At 71.9% G+C, this 13,740-nt stretch carries 12 protein-coding genes; 5 read left to right on the top strand and 7 right to left on the bottom strand.

From position 1 onward, the window contains the following. The first annotated feature begins 43 nt into the window (after nucleotides 1–43). From ACZ7CH_RS11340 to ACZ7CH_RS11330, 3 genes are all read left to right on the top strand, one after another. Nucleotides 44–1,297, top strand: a complete 1,254-nt coding sequence (locus ACZ7CH_RS11340; protein ID WP_470373839.1) for an SLC13 family permease — start codon at nucleotides 44–46, stop codon at nucleotides 1,295–1,297. Further along, complete coding sequence (locus ACZ7CH_RS11335) at nucleotides 1,298–1,729, top strand: universal stress protein (protein WP_470373758.1); 432 nt, start codon at nucleotides 1,298–1,300, stop codon at nucleotides 1,727–1,729. Nucleotides 1,730–2,441: 712 nt separating this feature from the next. Continuing rightward, entirely contained in the window at nucleotides 2,442–4,268 is a 1,827-nt protein-coding gene (locus tag ACZ7CH_RS11330; RefSeq protein WP_470373757.1) for a cation:proton antiporter, read from the top strand. Nucleotides 4,269–4,444: 176 nt separating this feature from the next. Here ACZ7CH_RS11330 and ACZ7CH_RS11325 read toward each other — a convergent pair whose 3' ends face one another. The 5 genes from ACZ7CH_RS11325 to ACZ7CH_RS11305 all read right to left on the bottom strand — a co-directional run bounded on the left by ACZ7CH_RS11325 (nucleotide 4,445) and on the right by ACZ7CH_RS11305 (nucleotide 8,915). Then, on the bottom strand, nucleotides 4,445–5,191 hold the full coding sequence (locus ACZ7CH_RS11325; RefSeq protein WP_360388980.1) for a glucose 1-dehydrogenase: 747 nt from the start codon (nucleotides 5,189–5,191) through the stop codon (nucleotides 4,445–4,447). Continuing rightward, nucleotides 5,191–6,696: an aldehyde dehydrogenase family protein gene (locus tag ACZ7CH_RS11320; RefSeq protein ID WP_470373756.1), complete on the bottom strand. Its 1,506-nt coding sequence runs from the start codon at nucleotides 6,694–6,696 to the stop codon at nucleotides 5,191–5,193. Before ACZ7CH_RS11320 ends, ACZ7CH_RS11325 begins: the two co-directional genes overlap by 1 nt. Nucleotides 6,697–6,704: 8 nt before the next feature. Next, complete coding sequence (locus ACZ7CH_RS11315) at nucleotides 6,705–7,550, bottom strand: SDR family NAD(P)-dependent oxidoreductase (RefSeq protein WP_470373755.1); 846 nt, start codon at nucleotides 7,548–7,550, stop codon at nucleotides 6,705–6,707. Nucleotides 7,551–7,559: 9 nt separating this feature from the next. Beyond that, entirely contained in the window at nucleotides 7,560–8,645 is a 1,086-nt protein-coding gene (locus tag ACZ7CH_RS11310; protein ID WP_470373754.1) for a Zn-dependent alcohol dehydrogenase, read from the bottom strand. A 78-nt stretch (nucleotides 8,646–8,723) separates the two neighbouring features. After that, nucleotides 8,724–8,915: a ferredoxin gene (locus ACZ7CH_RS11305; RefSeq protein ID WP_458431930.1), complete on the bottom strand. Its 192-nt coding sequence runs from the start codon at nucleotides 8,913–8,915 to the stop codon at nucleotides 8,724–8,726. Between the two features lie 45 nt (nucleotides 8,916–8,960). On the opposite strand from ACZ7CH_RS11305, the gene ACZ7CH_RS11300 reads away from it, so the two are divergent. Next, nucleotides 8,961–10,121 (top strand): acyl-CoA dehydrogenase family protein, encoded by a 1,161-nt coding sequence (locus ACZ7CH_RS11300; RefSeq protein ID WP_470370534.1) that lies wholly within the window; start codon nucleotides 8,961–8,963, stop codon nucleotides 10,119–10,121. A gap of 8 nt (nucleotides 10,122–10,129) precedes the next feature. Then, a complete protein-coding gene (locus ACZ7CH_RS11295; RefSeq protein ID WP_458431929.1) occupies nucleotides 10,130–11,029 on the top strand; it encodes an acyl-CoA dehydrogenase family protein in 900 nt (299 codons plus the stop codon). A gap of 19 nt (nucleotides 11,030–11,048) precedes the next feature. On the opposite strand, the gene ACZ7CH_RS11290 is transcribed toward ACZ7CH_RS11295, so the two are convergent. Both ACZ7CH_RS11290 and ACZ7CH_RS11285 read right to left on the bottom strand, forming a co-directional pair. After that, nucleotides 11,049–12,140, bottom strand: a complete 1,092-nt coding sequence (locus ACZ7CH_RS11290; protein WP_458431928.1) for an NAD(P)H-dependent flavin oxidoreductase — start codon at nucleotides 12,138–12,140, stop codon at nucleotides 11,049–11,051. Then, the gene (locus tag ACZ7CH_RS11285) at nucleotides 12,121–13,707 is read right to left on the bottom strand and encodes an acyl-CoA synthetase (RefSeq protein WP_470373753.1); all 1,587 of its coding nucleotides are present in this window, start codon (nucleotides 13,705–13,707) and stop codon (nucleotides 12,121–12,123) included. The genes ACZ7CH_RS11290 and ACZ7CH_RS11285 overlap by 20 nt, the downstream gene beginning before the upstream one ends. Nucleotides 13,708–13,740 lie beyond the last annotated feature (33 nt).

The raw sequence follows: 13,740 nt of genomic DNA, 5'->3' as shown, positions 1-13,740 counted from the left end.
GGTTCGATTGCGGCGAACGGGTGCGAGACGGGAGTGCCGGGTGTTGAGCGGGTGGCTGGCGGAGGGCGTGTCGGTCGTCCTGCTCGTGCTGGTGCTGGTGTGCGCGGTGGTGCGCCCCCGTGGACTGCCCGAGGCGGTGGTGGCGGTGCCCGCGGCGGCGGTCGCGGTGCTGACCGGGGCGATCGGGCTGCCGCACGCGTGGGACGAGGTGGTGCGGCTGGCGCCGGTCGTGTGGTTCCTGGCGGCGGTGCTGGTGCTGGCGCAGCTGTGCGCGGACGAGGGTCTGTTCCGGGCCTGCGGTGCCTGGCTGGGGCGGTGGGCGGCGGGACGGCCGCAGCGGTTGCTGGCCGGGGTGTTCGGGCTCGCGTCGGTGATCACGGCGGTGCTCAGTCTCGATGCGACGGTCGTGCTGCTGACCCCGGTGGTGTTCGCGACGGCGGCACGGGCCGGGGTGCGGCCCAAGGCGCCGGTCTACGCGTGCACGCACCTGTCGAACACGGCCTCGACGTTGCTGCCGGTGTCGAACCTGACGAACCTGCTGGCGTTCACGGCGAGCGGCCTGTCGTTCACGCGGTTCGCCGGGCTGATGGCGGGCCCGTGGGTGGTGGCGGTGCTGGCCGAGTACCTGGTGTTCCGGCGGTTCTTCGCGCACGAGCTCGCCACCAGCGCCGAACCGCGGCACGAGGAGGCGCCCGAGATGCCGGTGTTCGCGCTGGCGACGGTCGTGGCCACGCTCGCCGGGTTCGTGCTGACCTCGGCGGTCGGCGTGGACCCGGCCTGGGCGGCGACGACGGGCGCCGCGGTGCTGGCGGTCCGGGCGCTGGCGCGGCGGCGAACGACGGTCCGCAAGGTCGTGGCCTCGGTGTCGCTGCCGTTCCTGGCGTTCGTGCTGGCGCTCGGGATCATCGTGAAGGCGGTCGTGGACAACGGTCTCGGCGCCGCGCTGGCCCGCGTCATCCCCGACGGGAACGGCCTGGTGGCCCTGCTCGCGATCGCGGCGCTGGCGGCGGTGCTGGCGAACCTGATCAACAACCTGCCCGCGGTCCTGGTGCTGCTGCCGCTGGTGGCGGCCACCGGCCCCGGCGGTGTGCTGGCGGTGCTGCTCGGGGTGAACATCGGCCCGAACCTGACGTACGCGGGCTCGCTGGCGACGTTGCTGTGGCGGCGGATCGTCCACCAGCACGACCACGACGTGGACCTCGGCGAGTTCACCAGGCTCGGCCTGCTGACCGTGCCGGCGAGCCTGGTCGCCGCGGTGGTGGCACTGTGGGGTTCCCTGCTGCTGATCGGAGGCTGAGTGGCCGTCCTGGTCTGGGTCGTCGAGGGCACCTGGCCCGCGTGCGTCGACGCGGCGAAGGCCTACCCGAACGCCGACATCACCCTCCTGCACGTCAGCGGTCACGACGTGCCGCACGCGGCCCACGGCGCGTTCGCCGGCCTCCTCGGCCGCCGCGGCCTCGACCCCGGCACGACCCTGGAGTCGCTGGCGTCGACCTCAGGCTCGGACCTGCTCGCCTCGGCTGCTTCGCGACTCGGGCGGCCGTGCACCCGGCTGGAGCGGTCGGGCCGGGTCGAGCGGGAGGTCGTCGCGGCGGCGGAGGGGGCGGAGCTGCTGGTCGTGGCGCGGGACGGGGACCACGGGCATCCGGGGCCGAAGAGCCTCGGGCCGGCGAGCCGGTACGTCGTGGACCACGCACCCTGCCCGGTGCTGCTGGTGTGGGCGGGGTGAGAGCGGGCACGGCGGCTGGGGGTGAGCGTGGCGTGGCGACGGGTGCCGGGCGGGGGTGGACGCCACGGTTGCGAACGGGTCAGCGGCCCGACGCGGTGAGGCGAGCGGCGCGGCGGCGGACGCCGGGCCTGAGTGGACGTTGCGGCTGCGGACCGGGCAGCGGTCCGTCGGGCGCGGTGAGGTGCGGGCGGTCGTGTCGGCGGACGGCGGGCGGGGGTGGACGCTGCGGTTGCGAACCGGGCAGCGACCTGTCAGGACGCGGTGAGGTGCGGGCGGTCGTGTCGGCGGACGGCGGGCGGGGTGGACACTGCGGTTGCGAACCGGCCAGCGACCCGTCAGGACGCGGTGGGGTGCGAGTGGACGTGCCGGCGGGCGCTGGGCCGGAGTGGACGCCGCGGTTGCGAACGGGCCAGCGGCCCGGCCTGACTCGGTGAGGCGAGCGCGGCGGCTGGGGTGAGCGGGTCGTGGTGGCGGATGCCGGATGGGGGGAGGCTGCGGCTGCGGACCGGCCAGCAGCCCGTCAGGGCGCGATGGGGCACGAGCGGATGTGCCGACGCCCACCAGGGCCCGGAGGAACGCTGCGGTCGTGAACCGGCCGACGCCCACCAGGGCTCGGTGGGACGCGGGCGCGTGCCGGCGGACGCCGGGCCAGAGTGGACGCTTGGGCTGCGAACCGGCCGGCGGCCCGTCAGAGCGCGGGGCGCGAGCGGGCGTGGCGGCCGCGAATCGGCCGACGCCCCGCCGGGGCGCAGTGGAGCGGGCGTGCCGGTTGCCGAGCCGCGCCGCAGTGCGGCTCGCGTGGCCGGACGCGGCGTGGGCGGCCAGACTGACGATCATGCAGGAGCTGGCGTTGCTCGCCGTCGTCGCGGTGCTGATCATCGTCGTGGTGTCGTACGTCGCGCCGCGGGTCGGGGTGGCGGCGCCGGTGCTGCTCGTCGTGGTCGGGATGGTGTGCAGCCAGGTGCCCGGTGCGCCGCACGTGGTCGTGGAGCCCGAGTGGATCCTCGTGGTGGTGCTGCCGCCGATCCTCTACTCGGCGGCGGTGAACGTGCCGGTGATGGACTTCCGGCGCAACTTCCGCGCGATCGGCGCGTTGTCGGTGTTGCTGGTCGTCGGGTCGGCGTTCGGCACCGGGTTGCTGATCTGGTGGTTGTTGCCCGAGATCGGGTTCCCGGCCGCGGTCGCGCTCGGTGCGGTGATCAGTCCGCCGGACGCGGTGGCGGCCACGTCGATCGGCAAGCGGCTGGGGTTGCCGCCGCGGCTCGTCACCATCCTGGAGGGTGAGGGGCTGGTCAACGACGCGACGGCGCTCGTGCTGTTGCGCACGGCCGTGGCGGCGATCGCGGGCACGGTCAGCTTCTGGGGCGCGCTCGGCGACTTCGGGCGGGCGGTCCTCATCGGCGTGGTCGTGGGTGCGGTGGTCGGGGTGGTGTCGGTCTGGGCCCGGTCGCGGATCCAGGGGCAGCCGGTGCTGACGACCGCGATCTCGTTCGTCGTGCCGTTCCTCGCCTTCATCCCGGCAGAGGAGCTGCACGCGTCCGGCGTGATCGCCGTCGTGACGGCGGGGCTGATCACCGGTCATCAGAGCGCGAAGCGGTTCACCGCGCACGACCGGATCTCCGAGCGCACCAACTGGCGCACCATTCAGTTGTTGCTGGAGAACGGTGTCTTCCTCCTGATGGGGTTCGAGATCACGGCGGTCGTCAGCGACGTGCGGGCATCGGGTGAGAGCGTGTGGGCCGCGTTCACCCTCGGCCTGCTGGCGACGGCGCTGCTGATCGTCCTGCGGGTGGTGTTCGTGGTGCCGCTGATCGCGTTGCTGCGCCGCCAGCAGCGCCGTGCCGACCGGCTCACCGGGCGGATCGAGGCGGTGCTCGACCGGATCTCCGAGCACGGCCCGCAACCCGGCAGGCGCTACGAGCGCGCCACCAGGGCGTTGCAGCGCAAGCACGCGGACGCCACGTTCTTCGCCAGCGAAGGGCTCGGCTGGCGTGGCGGTGCGGTGCTCGCGTGGTCGGGCATGCGCGGCGTCGTCACGCTCGCCGCCGCCCAGTCGCTGCCCACCGACGTGCCCCACCGCGCGGAGCTCGTGCTGATCGCGTTCACCGTCGCGATCGTCACGCTGCTCCTGCAGGGCGGCACCCTGCCCGCGCTCATCCGGCTGCTCGGCATCCGCGGCAACGACGAGGAGCACGAGCGCCGCGAGTACGCCCGCCTCGCCGCCGAGATGATGACCGCGACCCAGGCCGTGCTCGAGAACACCGCGCTCGAACGCCAGAACGGCAAGCCGTTCGACGAGGCGGTGCTGGAGCAGGCTCGGGCACGAGGTCTCGCCCTGGCGGAGATCCTCGACAAGATGCTGACCGCGGACCGCGATCCGGACAGCCCCCTGCACCAGCAGGGGGAACTTCAACGCCTCCTCCTGGACGCCCAGCAGAACGCCCTGCTCGATGCCCGCGCAGGAGGGACGTACAGCTCGCACACCCTCGAACGCGCGCAGAACTTCATCGACGGCCAAGCCGCTCGCTTCACCGCCTGACGCCGCCCGGCAGCGGCGCAGACCGGATCGGCACCGGGGCCCGGCCGCGACGAGCACGACCGGGGCATCCACCCCCGACGACGAGGACACGACCAGTGCTCGGGGACTGCCGCCCCTCGTTCCGACCGTGCACCGACAACGGTAGCGACGAGGTCTGACAATTTCGGAAGCCCAGGTCAGCGGCCCAGGGCGTGCGTCGCCGTCGCTCCACCGTCCACCGCGAACTCCCCGCCGGTGCAGTACGCGCTCTCGTCGCTGGCCAGGAACAGCACGACGTTCGCCACGTCCTCCGGCTGCCCGATCCGCCGCAGCGCCAGCCGCCTGCCGATCGGCGACACGTCGATCTCGCGGCCCAGCGCCGTGCTGACCATGGGCGTGTCGATCGCGCCGGGGTGCACCGAGTTCACCCGGATCCCGTGCTCCCCCAGCTCCAGCGCCGCCACCTTCGTCATGCCGCGGATCGCGAACTTCGACGCCGTGTACGCGGTCAGCATTGGCATTCCGGCGAGCCCCTCGACCGACGACACGTTCACGATGGACCCGCCGCCGGCTCGCTTCATCGACGGCACGACGGCGCGCATCCCGAGGAACGTCCCGACCTGGTTGATCGAGACGACCCGCTGGTAGTCGGCCAGGGTGGTGTCCGCGAGCGGCGAGAAGTGCAGCACGCCCGCGTTGTTCACCAGCACGGAGATCTCCCCCAGCTCGCCCGCCGCCGACACCGCCGCCGCCCAGTCGTCCTCCGACGACACGTCCAGGTGGAAGTAGGGCGCACCGAGCGACGCGGCCAGCTCCTTGCCCGGTTCGTCGAGCACGTCGGTCAGCAGCACCGACGCGCCCTCGGCGACGAACCGGCTGGCCGCTGCCGCACCCTGGCCGCGGGCCGCGCCGGTGATCAGGGCGACCTTGCCGGACAGCCGCATCACATCAGCTCGTCGGTCAGCGGCATCATCACGGTCTTGAGCTCGGTGTAGGCCTCGTAGGCGCTCTGCCCGCCCTCACGGCCGAGCCCGGACTGCTTGTACCCGCCGAACGGCACGTGCGGCTCCAGCTGGAACCCGTTGACGCCGATCATCCCGGCGCGCAACGACTTCGCGACCCGGAACGCCCGCTTCACGTCGTTGGTGTAGATGCCGGCACCGAGCCCGTAGTCGGTGTCGTTGGCCAGCCGGACCGCCTCGTCCTCGTCGTCGAACGGCACCACGGTCAGCACCGGCCCGAAGATCTCGTCGCGCGCCACCGCCATGTCGTTGGAGACGTCCGCGAAGATCGTCGGCGCCACGAAGTTGCCGGACGCGAACTCGCCGTCCAGCCGGGTGCCGCCGGTGACCAGCCGGGCGCCTTCCTCCTGGCCGCGGTCGATGTAGCCGAGCACGCGCTCCAGCTGCCGCTCGTTGATCAACGGGCTCGCCAGCACCGCCGGGTCGAACGGGTCGCCGAACGTCACGGCCCCGGCCATCATCGTGGCCATCGTGACGAACTCCTCCTGCACCTCGCGCGCGACCAGCGCACGGGTGTGGGCCACGCACGCCTGCCCCGACAACCCCATGGTGACCATGCCCATGCACGTCATCGCGGCGAGGCCCACGTTCGGCGCGTCGGCGAACACCAGCGCCGGGCTCTTGCCGCCCAGCTCCAGCGACACCCGCTTCATCGTCCTCGCCGACGCCTCGACGATCTTGCGGCCGACCGCCCGCGACCCGGTGAAGCTGATCTTGTCCACCAGCGGGTGCGCGATCAGCGCCTGCCCGGTCGGCTCGCCCGGTCCGGTGACCAGGTTGACCACTCCGTCGGGCAGCCCGGCCTCGGTCAGCAGCTCCACCATCCGGATCACGCAGAACGACGCGAACTCCGACGGCTTCACCACGACCGTGCAGCCGGCGGCCAGCGCGGGCGCGAGCTTCTGCGCGAAGAGCACGAACGGCGCGTTCCACGGCAGGATCGCCGCGACCACGCCGACCGGCTCGCGGAACGTCATCGCCAGGTGGTCACCGCCCTGGTACGGCGGCAGGGTCTGGCCGCCGGCCTTGTCGATCCAGCCCGCGTGGTGCTCGAAGATGTCCGCCGCGATCCCCACCGAGGTCGCGTAGATCTGCCCGAACGACAGCGGCACCCCGTTGTCCAGCGCCTGCAGTCCACGCAGCTCGTCGGCGTTCTCCCGCAACAGGTTCGCGTACCGCAGCAGCACCCGGACGCGTTCCTGCACCCGAGCGCGCGACCACACGCCGTCGTCGAACGCCTTGCGCGCGGCCAGCACCGCGTCGTCGACGTCCCCCGGCGTGGCGACGGCGAACCGGCCGATCTCCTCGCCGGTCGCGGGGTGGCGGTGCGTCCAGGTCTCCTCCGCGTCGCGGAACTGACCTCCCACGAAGAGCCGGCCGTCCTTCAACCCCAGCGTCTCGCGGTGCGGTTGCACGGTGAGCGTCACAGCTCCTCCTACAGGGCGAGCGTTTCGGTACAGGAGAAAGTCCTCTGCGGATCACGCGCGGCGAAGTACCCCGCGACGTCCTCCAGCGCGTCGAAGCGCTGTTCCACGGCCGGGGGCGCCATCAGGGCGACCATCCCGCCGTGCACCACGAACACCTGCCCGCTGATCTCCGCGGCCGCGGGCGAGGCCAGGTACGCCACGAACCGCGCGACGTGCACGGGGTCCAGCGGGTCGGCGCCGCTGGGCGCGTCACCGAAGACGTGCGCGGTCATGCCGGTGCGCGCACGGGGGCAGATCGCGTTGGCGCGCACGCCGTACCGGCCGGTGCCGCGGGCGGTCGCGACGGTCAGCGCGGTGATCCCCGCCTTGGCCGCCGCGTAGTTCGCCTGGCCCTCCGACCCGAGCAGGAACGCCTCGGAGGAGGTGTTGACGATCCGCGCGTACACCGGTCCGCCCGAAGCCTTCGACTGCTGCCGCCACAGTGCGACCGCGTTGCGCGACAACAGGAAGTGGCCGCGCAGGTGCACACGGACCACGAGGTCCCAGTCCTCGTCGGACATGTTGACGAGCATCCGGTCGCGCAGCACGCCCGCGTTGTTCACCACGACGTGCAGCCCGCCGAGCTCCACCGCCGCGGCCACCAGGGCGTCGGCGGTGTCGCGCTCCCCCATGTCGCCCTCGACCACCGCGCACTTCGCGCCGCGCTCCTCGACCTCGGCCACGACCGCGTCGGCCGCTCCCGGCAGGTCGTTCAGCACCACCGACGCGCCGGCCCCGGCCAACGCGAGCGCTTCTGCCCGGCCCAGCCCGGCACCGGCGCCCGTGACGACGGCGACCTTCCCCGCAAGGTCCACAAGAGACTCCTAGTCGAACAGCACTACCTGCCGGATCAGCGATCCGCCGCCGCGCAACGCCTGCAGGCCCTCGTTGAGGTCCTCGAACCGGATCCGCTTGCTGATCATGCCCTCCAGGTCGAGCCGCCCCTGCCGCCACAGCGCCAGCATGCGCGGCACGTCCCGCCGGAAGTTGGCCGTCCCGTAGAACGACCCGTGCAGCGTCTTGTCGTGCAGGAACAGCTCCTGCGCGCTGAACGACACCATCGCGTCGGCCTTGCCCGCGCCCACGACCACCGTGTGGCCGCCACGCCGGGTCAGGTCCCACGCCTGGCGGATCGTCGCCGGCAGCCCCACCACGTCGAAGACGTAGTCGAAGCCCATGCCCGTGTTCAGCTGGTTGTTCAGCTCGGCGATGCCGTCCGGTGTCGTCGCGTGCGTCGCACCGAAGTGTTGTGCCACCTCGTGCTTCTCCGTCACCGGGTCGACGGCGACGATCTTGGCGGCTGCGGCGAGCCGCGCGCCCTGGATCACCGCGATGCCGACGCCACCGCAGCCGATCACCGCGACGCTCGCGCCCGGTTCGACTCTCGCGGTGTTGAGCACCGCGCCGACGCCGGTCAGGATGCCGCACGACAGCAGCGCGGCGACGTCGAACGGGATGTCGTCGTCGATCTTCAGCGCCGCGTCCGCCGGCACCACCATCTCCTCGGCGAACGCACCGAGTCCCGCGTACCCGAACGCCGGGTTCCCACCCACCACGAACCGCGGTGACGTGAACGCGGAGAGCGTGTGGACGAGGCACAGATGTGGTTGGGAGCTCACGCATTGCGCGCACTTCCCGCACGGCGGCACGAACGTGATCACGACGTGGTCGCCCACCGCGAGCGACGTCACGGCGCTGCCGACCTCGACGACCTCCCCCGCGCCCTCGTGCCCGACCACCCCCGGCACGAGGGCCGGCAGCGTTCCGTCCATGGCGGACAGGTCGCTGTGGCACACCCCGCACGCCTTGATCCTGATGCGGACTTCCTGCGGCCCCGGCGCGGTGGTGGTCACGTCGTCGCGGAGCTCGAGCTTGTCGTCGCCGACCTGGTTGAGCACGGCAGCCTTCACCGGTATCACTCCTCGCTGAGCTCACGGCCGAGGTACCCGTCGCACACTAGAATCTGTTCCTGTTCGTGACAAGGTCCATCAGCGTGAGAGCCGGAGCGCACTCTTGGGGCACGACGCCACCGCCCGCTCGGCCACCGGCTCCTCCGCCGACGTCACGACACCGGGCCGGATCTGCAGAACTTCGTCATCGTCGAGATCGAATACCTCGGGCAGGATTGTCGTGCACACGCCGTGCGCCTCGCACAGCGACGGGTCGACGTCGACCTTCATCGCGGCCTCCTGACAGAAAATAGAACTTGTTCTAGAGTAGCGGGCATGCGCATCGGTTTCACGCCCGAGCAGGAGAGCCTGCGCGACGAGCTGCGGGCGTACTTCGCGGCGCTCATGACACCGGAGCGCAGGGCCGCGCTGAGCTCCGGCGGTGACTACGGCGACGCCGAGGTGTACAAGGACACCGTCCGCCAGATGGGGAAGGACGGCTGGCTCACCATCGGCTGGCCGCGGGAGTACGGCGGCCGCGACCGCCCCATGATCGAGCAGCTGGTCTTCCTCGACGAGGCCTCCGCGGCGGGCGCGCCGGTGCCGTTCCTGACGCTGAACTCCATCGGACCGACGATCATGGCGTACGGCACCGAGGAGCAGAAGGCGTTCTACCTGCCGAGGATCGCCGGCGGTGAGATCCACTTCGCGATCGGCTACAGCGAGCCGGAGGCGGGCACCGACCTGGCGGCACTGCGCACGCGGGCCGTCCGCGACGGCGACGACTACGTGGTCACCGGCCAGAAGATGTGGACCAGCCTCGTCCAGTACGCCGACTACGTGTGGCTCGCGTGCCGCACCGACCAGGGGTCCGAACGGCACCGGGGCCTGAGCATCATCATCGTGCCGACGGCGTCCGAGGGCTTCTCCTGGACACCGGTGCCCACGATGTCCGGCCCCACCACCAGCGCGACCTTCTACGACGACGTGCGCGTGCCCGCCGCGAACCTCATCGGCACCGAGCACCAGGGCTGGAAGCTCATCACCAACCAGCTCAACCACGAACGCGTCGCGCTCTGCTCGGCCGCTCCGTTGCAGACCGCGCTGCGCGAGGTCCGCCAGTGGGCTCGGGAAACCGGTGCCGACCGGCAGGAGTGGGTCCGGCTGCACCTCGCGCGCGTGCACGCCAAGACCGAGTACCTCAAGCTCATCAACTGGAAGCTCGCGTCCGGCGGCGATGAGGCGCCCTCACCCGCGGAGGCCTCCGCCACCAAGGTGTTCGGCACCGAGTTCGCGACCGAGGGCTACCGGTTGCTGATGGAGGTGCTGGGGGCCGGCGGCATCGTCCGTGCGGGCTCCCCCGGCGCCCTGCTGCACGGCCGGGTCGAGCGCATGCACCGCTCCGCGCTGATCCTGACGTTCGGCGGCGGCACCAACGAGATCCAGCGCGACATCATCGCGCGGGCCGGCCTCGGGCTGCCCGCCGTACCTCGGTAGGAGGAGACGTGGACTTCACGCTGACCGAGGCGCAACGGGAGCTGGCCGCGCTGACCCGCGAGATCGTCGAGTCCTCCGGCGCACCGTGGGCCGACCTCGTGAAGGCGGGCGTGGTGCCGGAGGACCCGGCCGAGCTCGGCGTGCTGGAGCACTGCGCGGTGCTGGTCGAGCTGGGGCGCGCGGTCGCCGCCGTCCCGTACCTGCCGACGACGCTGGCGCAGACCGCCCTGGCCCTGTCCGGCCGGCGCGTCGACCCCGCGACCGTGCTGTCGGTGGCGCTCGCCGAGGACCCCGCGGGCGCGAAGACCGCGGTGCCGTTCGCGACATCGGCCGAGGCGTTCCTGGTGGCGTCGGGCGACGAGGTGTTCCTCGTGCAGGCCGCGGACCTCGACATCGCACCGCAGGTGCTCCTCGACGGGTCGGAGGCGGGCACGTTCGCGTTCACCGGCGGCGGCGAGCCGGTCGAGGGCGTCACCCCCGGCTGGCTCACCACCCGCTACGCGCTCGGGTTGTGCGCCTACCAGCTCGGCGTCACCGAACGCGCGCTGGAGCTCACCGCCGAGCACGCCCGCACGCGGGTGCAGTTCGGGCGGCCGATCGGGGCTTTCCAGGCGGTGGCCCAACGCCTGGCCGACGCCTACGTCGACGTCTCCGCGATCCGGCTGACGTTGTGGCAGGCTGCCTGGCGGCTGGCGGAGGGCTTGCCCGCCGAGGCCGAGGTGGCGACCGCCAAGTTCTGGGCCGCGGACGCCGGTCACCGGGTGGCGCACACCGCCGTGCACGTCCACGGCGGGACGGGCATCGACATGGGCCACGGGGTGCACCGGTACTTCACGGCGGCCAAGCGCGCCGAGTTCGAGCTGGGCGGGGCGACCGCCCAGCTCCTCAGGCTCAGCGCGGCCATGTGACCGGCAGGCCCCGACCCGCTCACCGCGCGAGCTCGCCCAGCCGCTTCACCGTGTCCTCGAACTCGGCGAGCAGGTCGGCGATCACCTCGGCGACCGGCCGCACCTCGTTCATCCGCCCCACGACCTGCCCGACCGGCATCGACACCACCGACGGGTCCGAGGACCGCGCGATCCGCTGGTGCGCCTCGCTGACCAGGATGTTCTGCAACGGCATGGGCAACGGGTCGGGTGCGTGGGCCGACGCCCACGCCTCGGTCCAGCGCGTCCTGAGCAGCCGCGCGGGTTTGCCGGTGTAGATCCGGGTCCGCACGGTGTCACCGGACCCGGCCGCCAGCAACGCCTCCTGCGTGGAGGAGTTGCCCAGCGCGTACTCGGCGGTCGTGAGCCAGCAGGAGCCCATCCACACGCCGGAGGCGCCCAGCGCCAGCGCGGCGGCGGCTTGCCGGCCGGAGCCGATGCCTCCCGCGGCCAGCACCGGGACGTCCACGGCGTCCACGACCTCCGGCACGAGCACCATCGTGGCGACCTCGCCGGTGTGCCCGCCGGCCTCGTAGCCTTGCGCCACCACGACGTCCACGCCGTTCTCGACGTGCCTGCGGGCGTGTTCGGCCTTGCCCGCGAGGGCGGCGACCGGGACACCGGCGGCGTGCACGCGTTCGATCACGTCCACCGGCGGGGAGCCCAGCGCGTTGGCGACGAGCCGGACGGGGTGCTCCAGCGCCACGTCCACGTGCGACCGGGCCACCGAGTGCAGCCAGCCGAGCACGCCCTCGCCGCCGGCGCCCTCGGGGAGCGGTGGCACGCCGAGGGAGAGCAGGGTGCGGTCCACGAAGTCCCGGTGGCCCTGCGGGATGAGCTTGTCCAGGTCGACCTGCGTGCCCTCGGTCGGCACCTTGGCGGGCATCACGATGTCGACGCCGTACGGTTTGCCGTCGGTGTTCTGGTCCATCCACGTCAGCGCGCGGTCGAGGTCCTCGGCGTCGTTGAACCGCACGCAGCCCAGCACGCCGAGACCACCGGCGCGGCTGATCGCGGCGGCCACGTGCTCGGACGGTGTGAAGCCGAAGACCGGGTGTTCGATGCCGAACGTGTCACACAGGTTGGTGCGCATGCTCCTCCACGTGGCGCCGGGCCCACTGGTAGTCGGGTTTGCCGCTGGGGGTGCGGCCGATCTCGTCGACCAGCCAGAGCGAGCGCGGCACCTTGTAGCCGGCCAGCGTCTCGCGGACGTGAGCGTCCAGTTCGGACAGTGTCGGGGTGGCGCCGTCACGCGGCTGGACCAGCGCGCCGACCCGTTGGCCGAGCAGGTCGTCGGGGATGCCGATCACGAGCGCGTCGAACACGCCGGGGTGCGACTTCAGCACCCCTTCGACCTCTTCGGGGAACACCTTCTCGCCGCCGGTGTTCACGCACGTGTTGCCGCGGCCCAGCAACGTGATGTCGCCGTCGGCCTCGAACCGGGCGAAGTCACCGGGAACCGTGTAGCGCTTGCCGTCGACCTCGATGAACATCTTCGCGGTCTTCTCGGGGTCCTTGTAGTAGCCCAGCGGGATGTGGCCGCCGCGGGCGAGCTTGCCGACGGCACCGGGTTCCGGTTCGAGCCTGGTGCCGTTCTCGTCGACGACGATGGTGTCCTCGTTCAGCTTCACCTTCGTGCCGTCGGTCTTCACCATCTCCTTGGGGACCGCGCCGATGCCGGTGGACCCGGTCTCGCTCGACCCGATCGACTCCAGCAGCGTCGTGTGCGGCAGCAGCTCGTGGTACTGCTTCTTCACGGTGTAGGAGAAGAGCGCGGCGCTGCTGTTGATGATGAACAACGACGACCCGTCGTACTCGCCGCGCTGGAACTCCTCGATCAGCGGCCGGCCCATGGCGTCGCCGGTGATCACGGCGACCTGCACCTTCTCCCTGCCGATCACCCGCCAGACCTCGGCCGGGTCGAACTTCGGCACCAGCACGACGGTGCTGCCGCCGAACAACGCGCCGAGCACGGCCCACTGCGCGGCACCGTGGATCAGCGGCGGCAGGCACAGCCGCACCAGCCCGTGGTCCTTGCCGGAGTTGGCCTGCTGCCACTCGTCGGTGACGCGCTCGCCGGTCACGAAGTCGATGCCGCCGCCGAGCGTGCGCCACACGTCCTCGTGCCGCCACATCACGCCCTTGGGCATGCCGGTCGTGCCGCCGGTGTAGAGGATGTAGAGGTCGTCGGCGCTGCGCGGGCCGAAGTCCCGGTCGCCGGACTGGGCGGCCAGCGCGGCCTCGTACTCGGTGCCGCCGAAGTCCTCAGAGGACTCGTCGTCGATCACGACCCTGAGCTCCGGCGCGTCGACCTCGGCCACGAGCGGTGAGTAGCGGCGCTCGTGCACCAGCGCGACCAGGTCCGCCTCACCGAACAGGTACTGCAACTCGTTCTTGGTGTAGCGGTAGTTCACGTTGATCGCGACGGCCCGCAGCTTGTAGACCGCGAGCATCGCCTCGACCAGCTCGATGGAGTTGCGCGCGTACAGGCCGACGTGCTGACCCGCTGTCACGCCGTTGCTTGCCAGGTGGTGCGCCAGCTTGTTGGCGCGCGCCTCGAGCTCGGCGTAGGTGACCCGCTTGGCACCGCAGATGAGCGCGGTGCGTTCGGGCACGGTGTCGGCGGCGTGTTCAACGAGGTCTGCGACGTTGAGGGCCATGTCCTGCAAAGTAGAACGTGTTACTGTTCTGGA

The organism is Lentzea sp. NPDC037011, from assembly GCF_055607425.1.
This window is presented reverse-complemented; position numbering and strand designations above follow the sequence as displayed.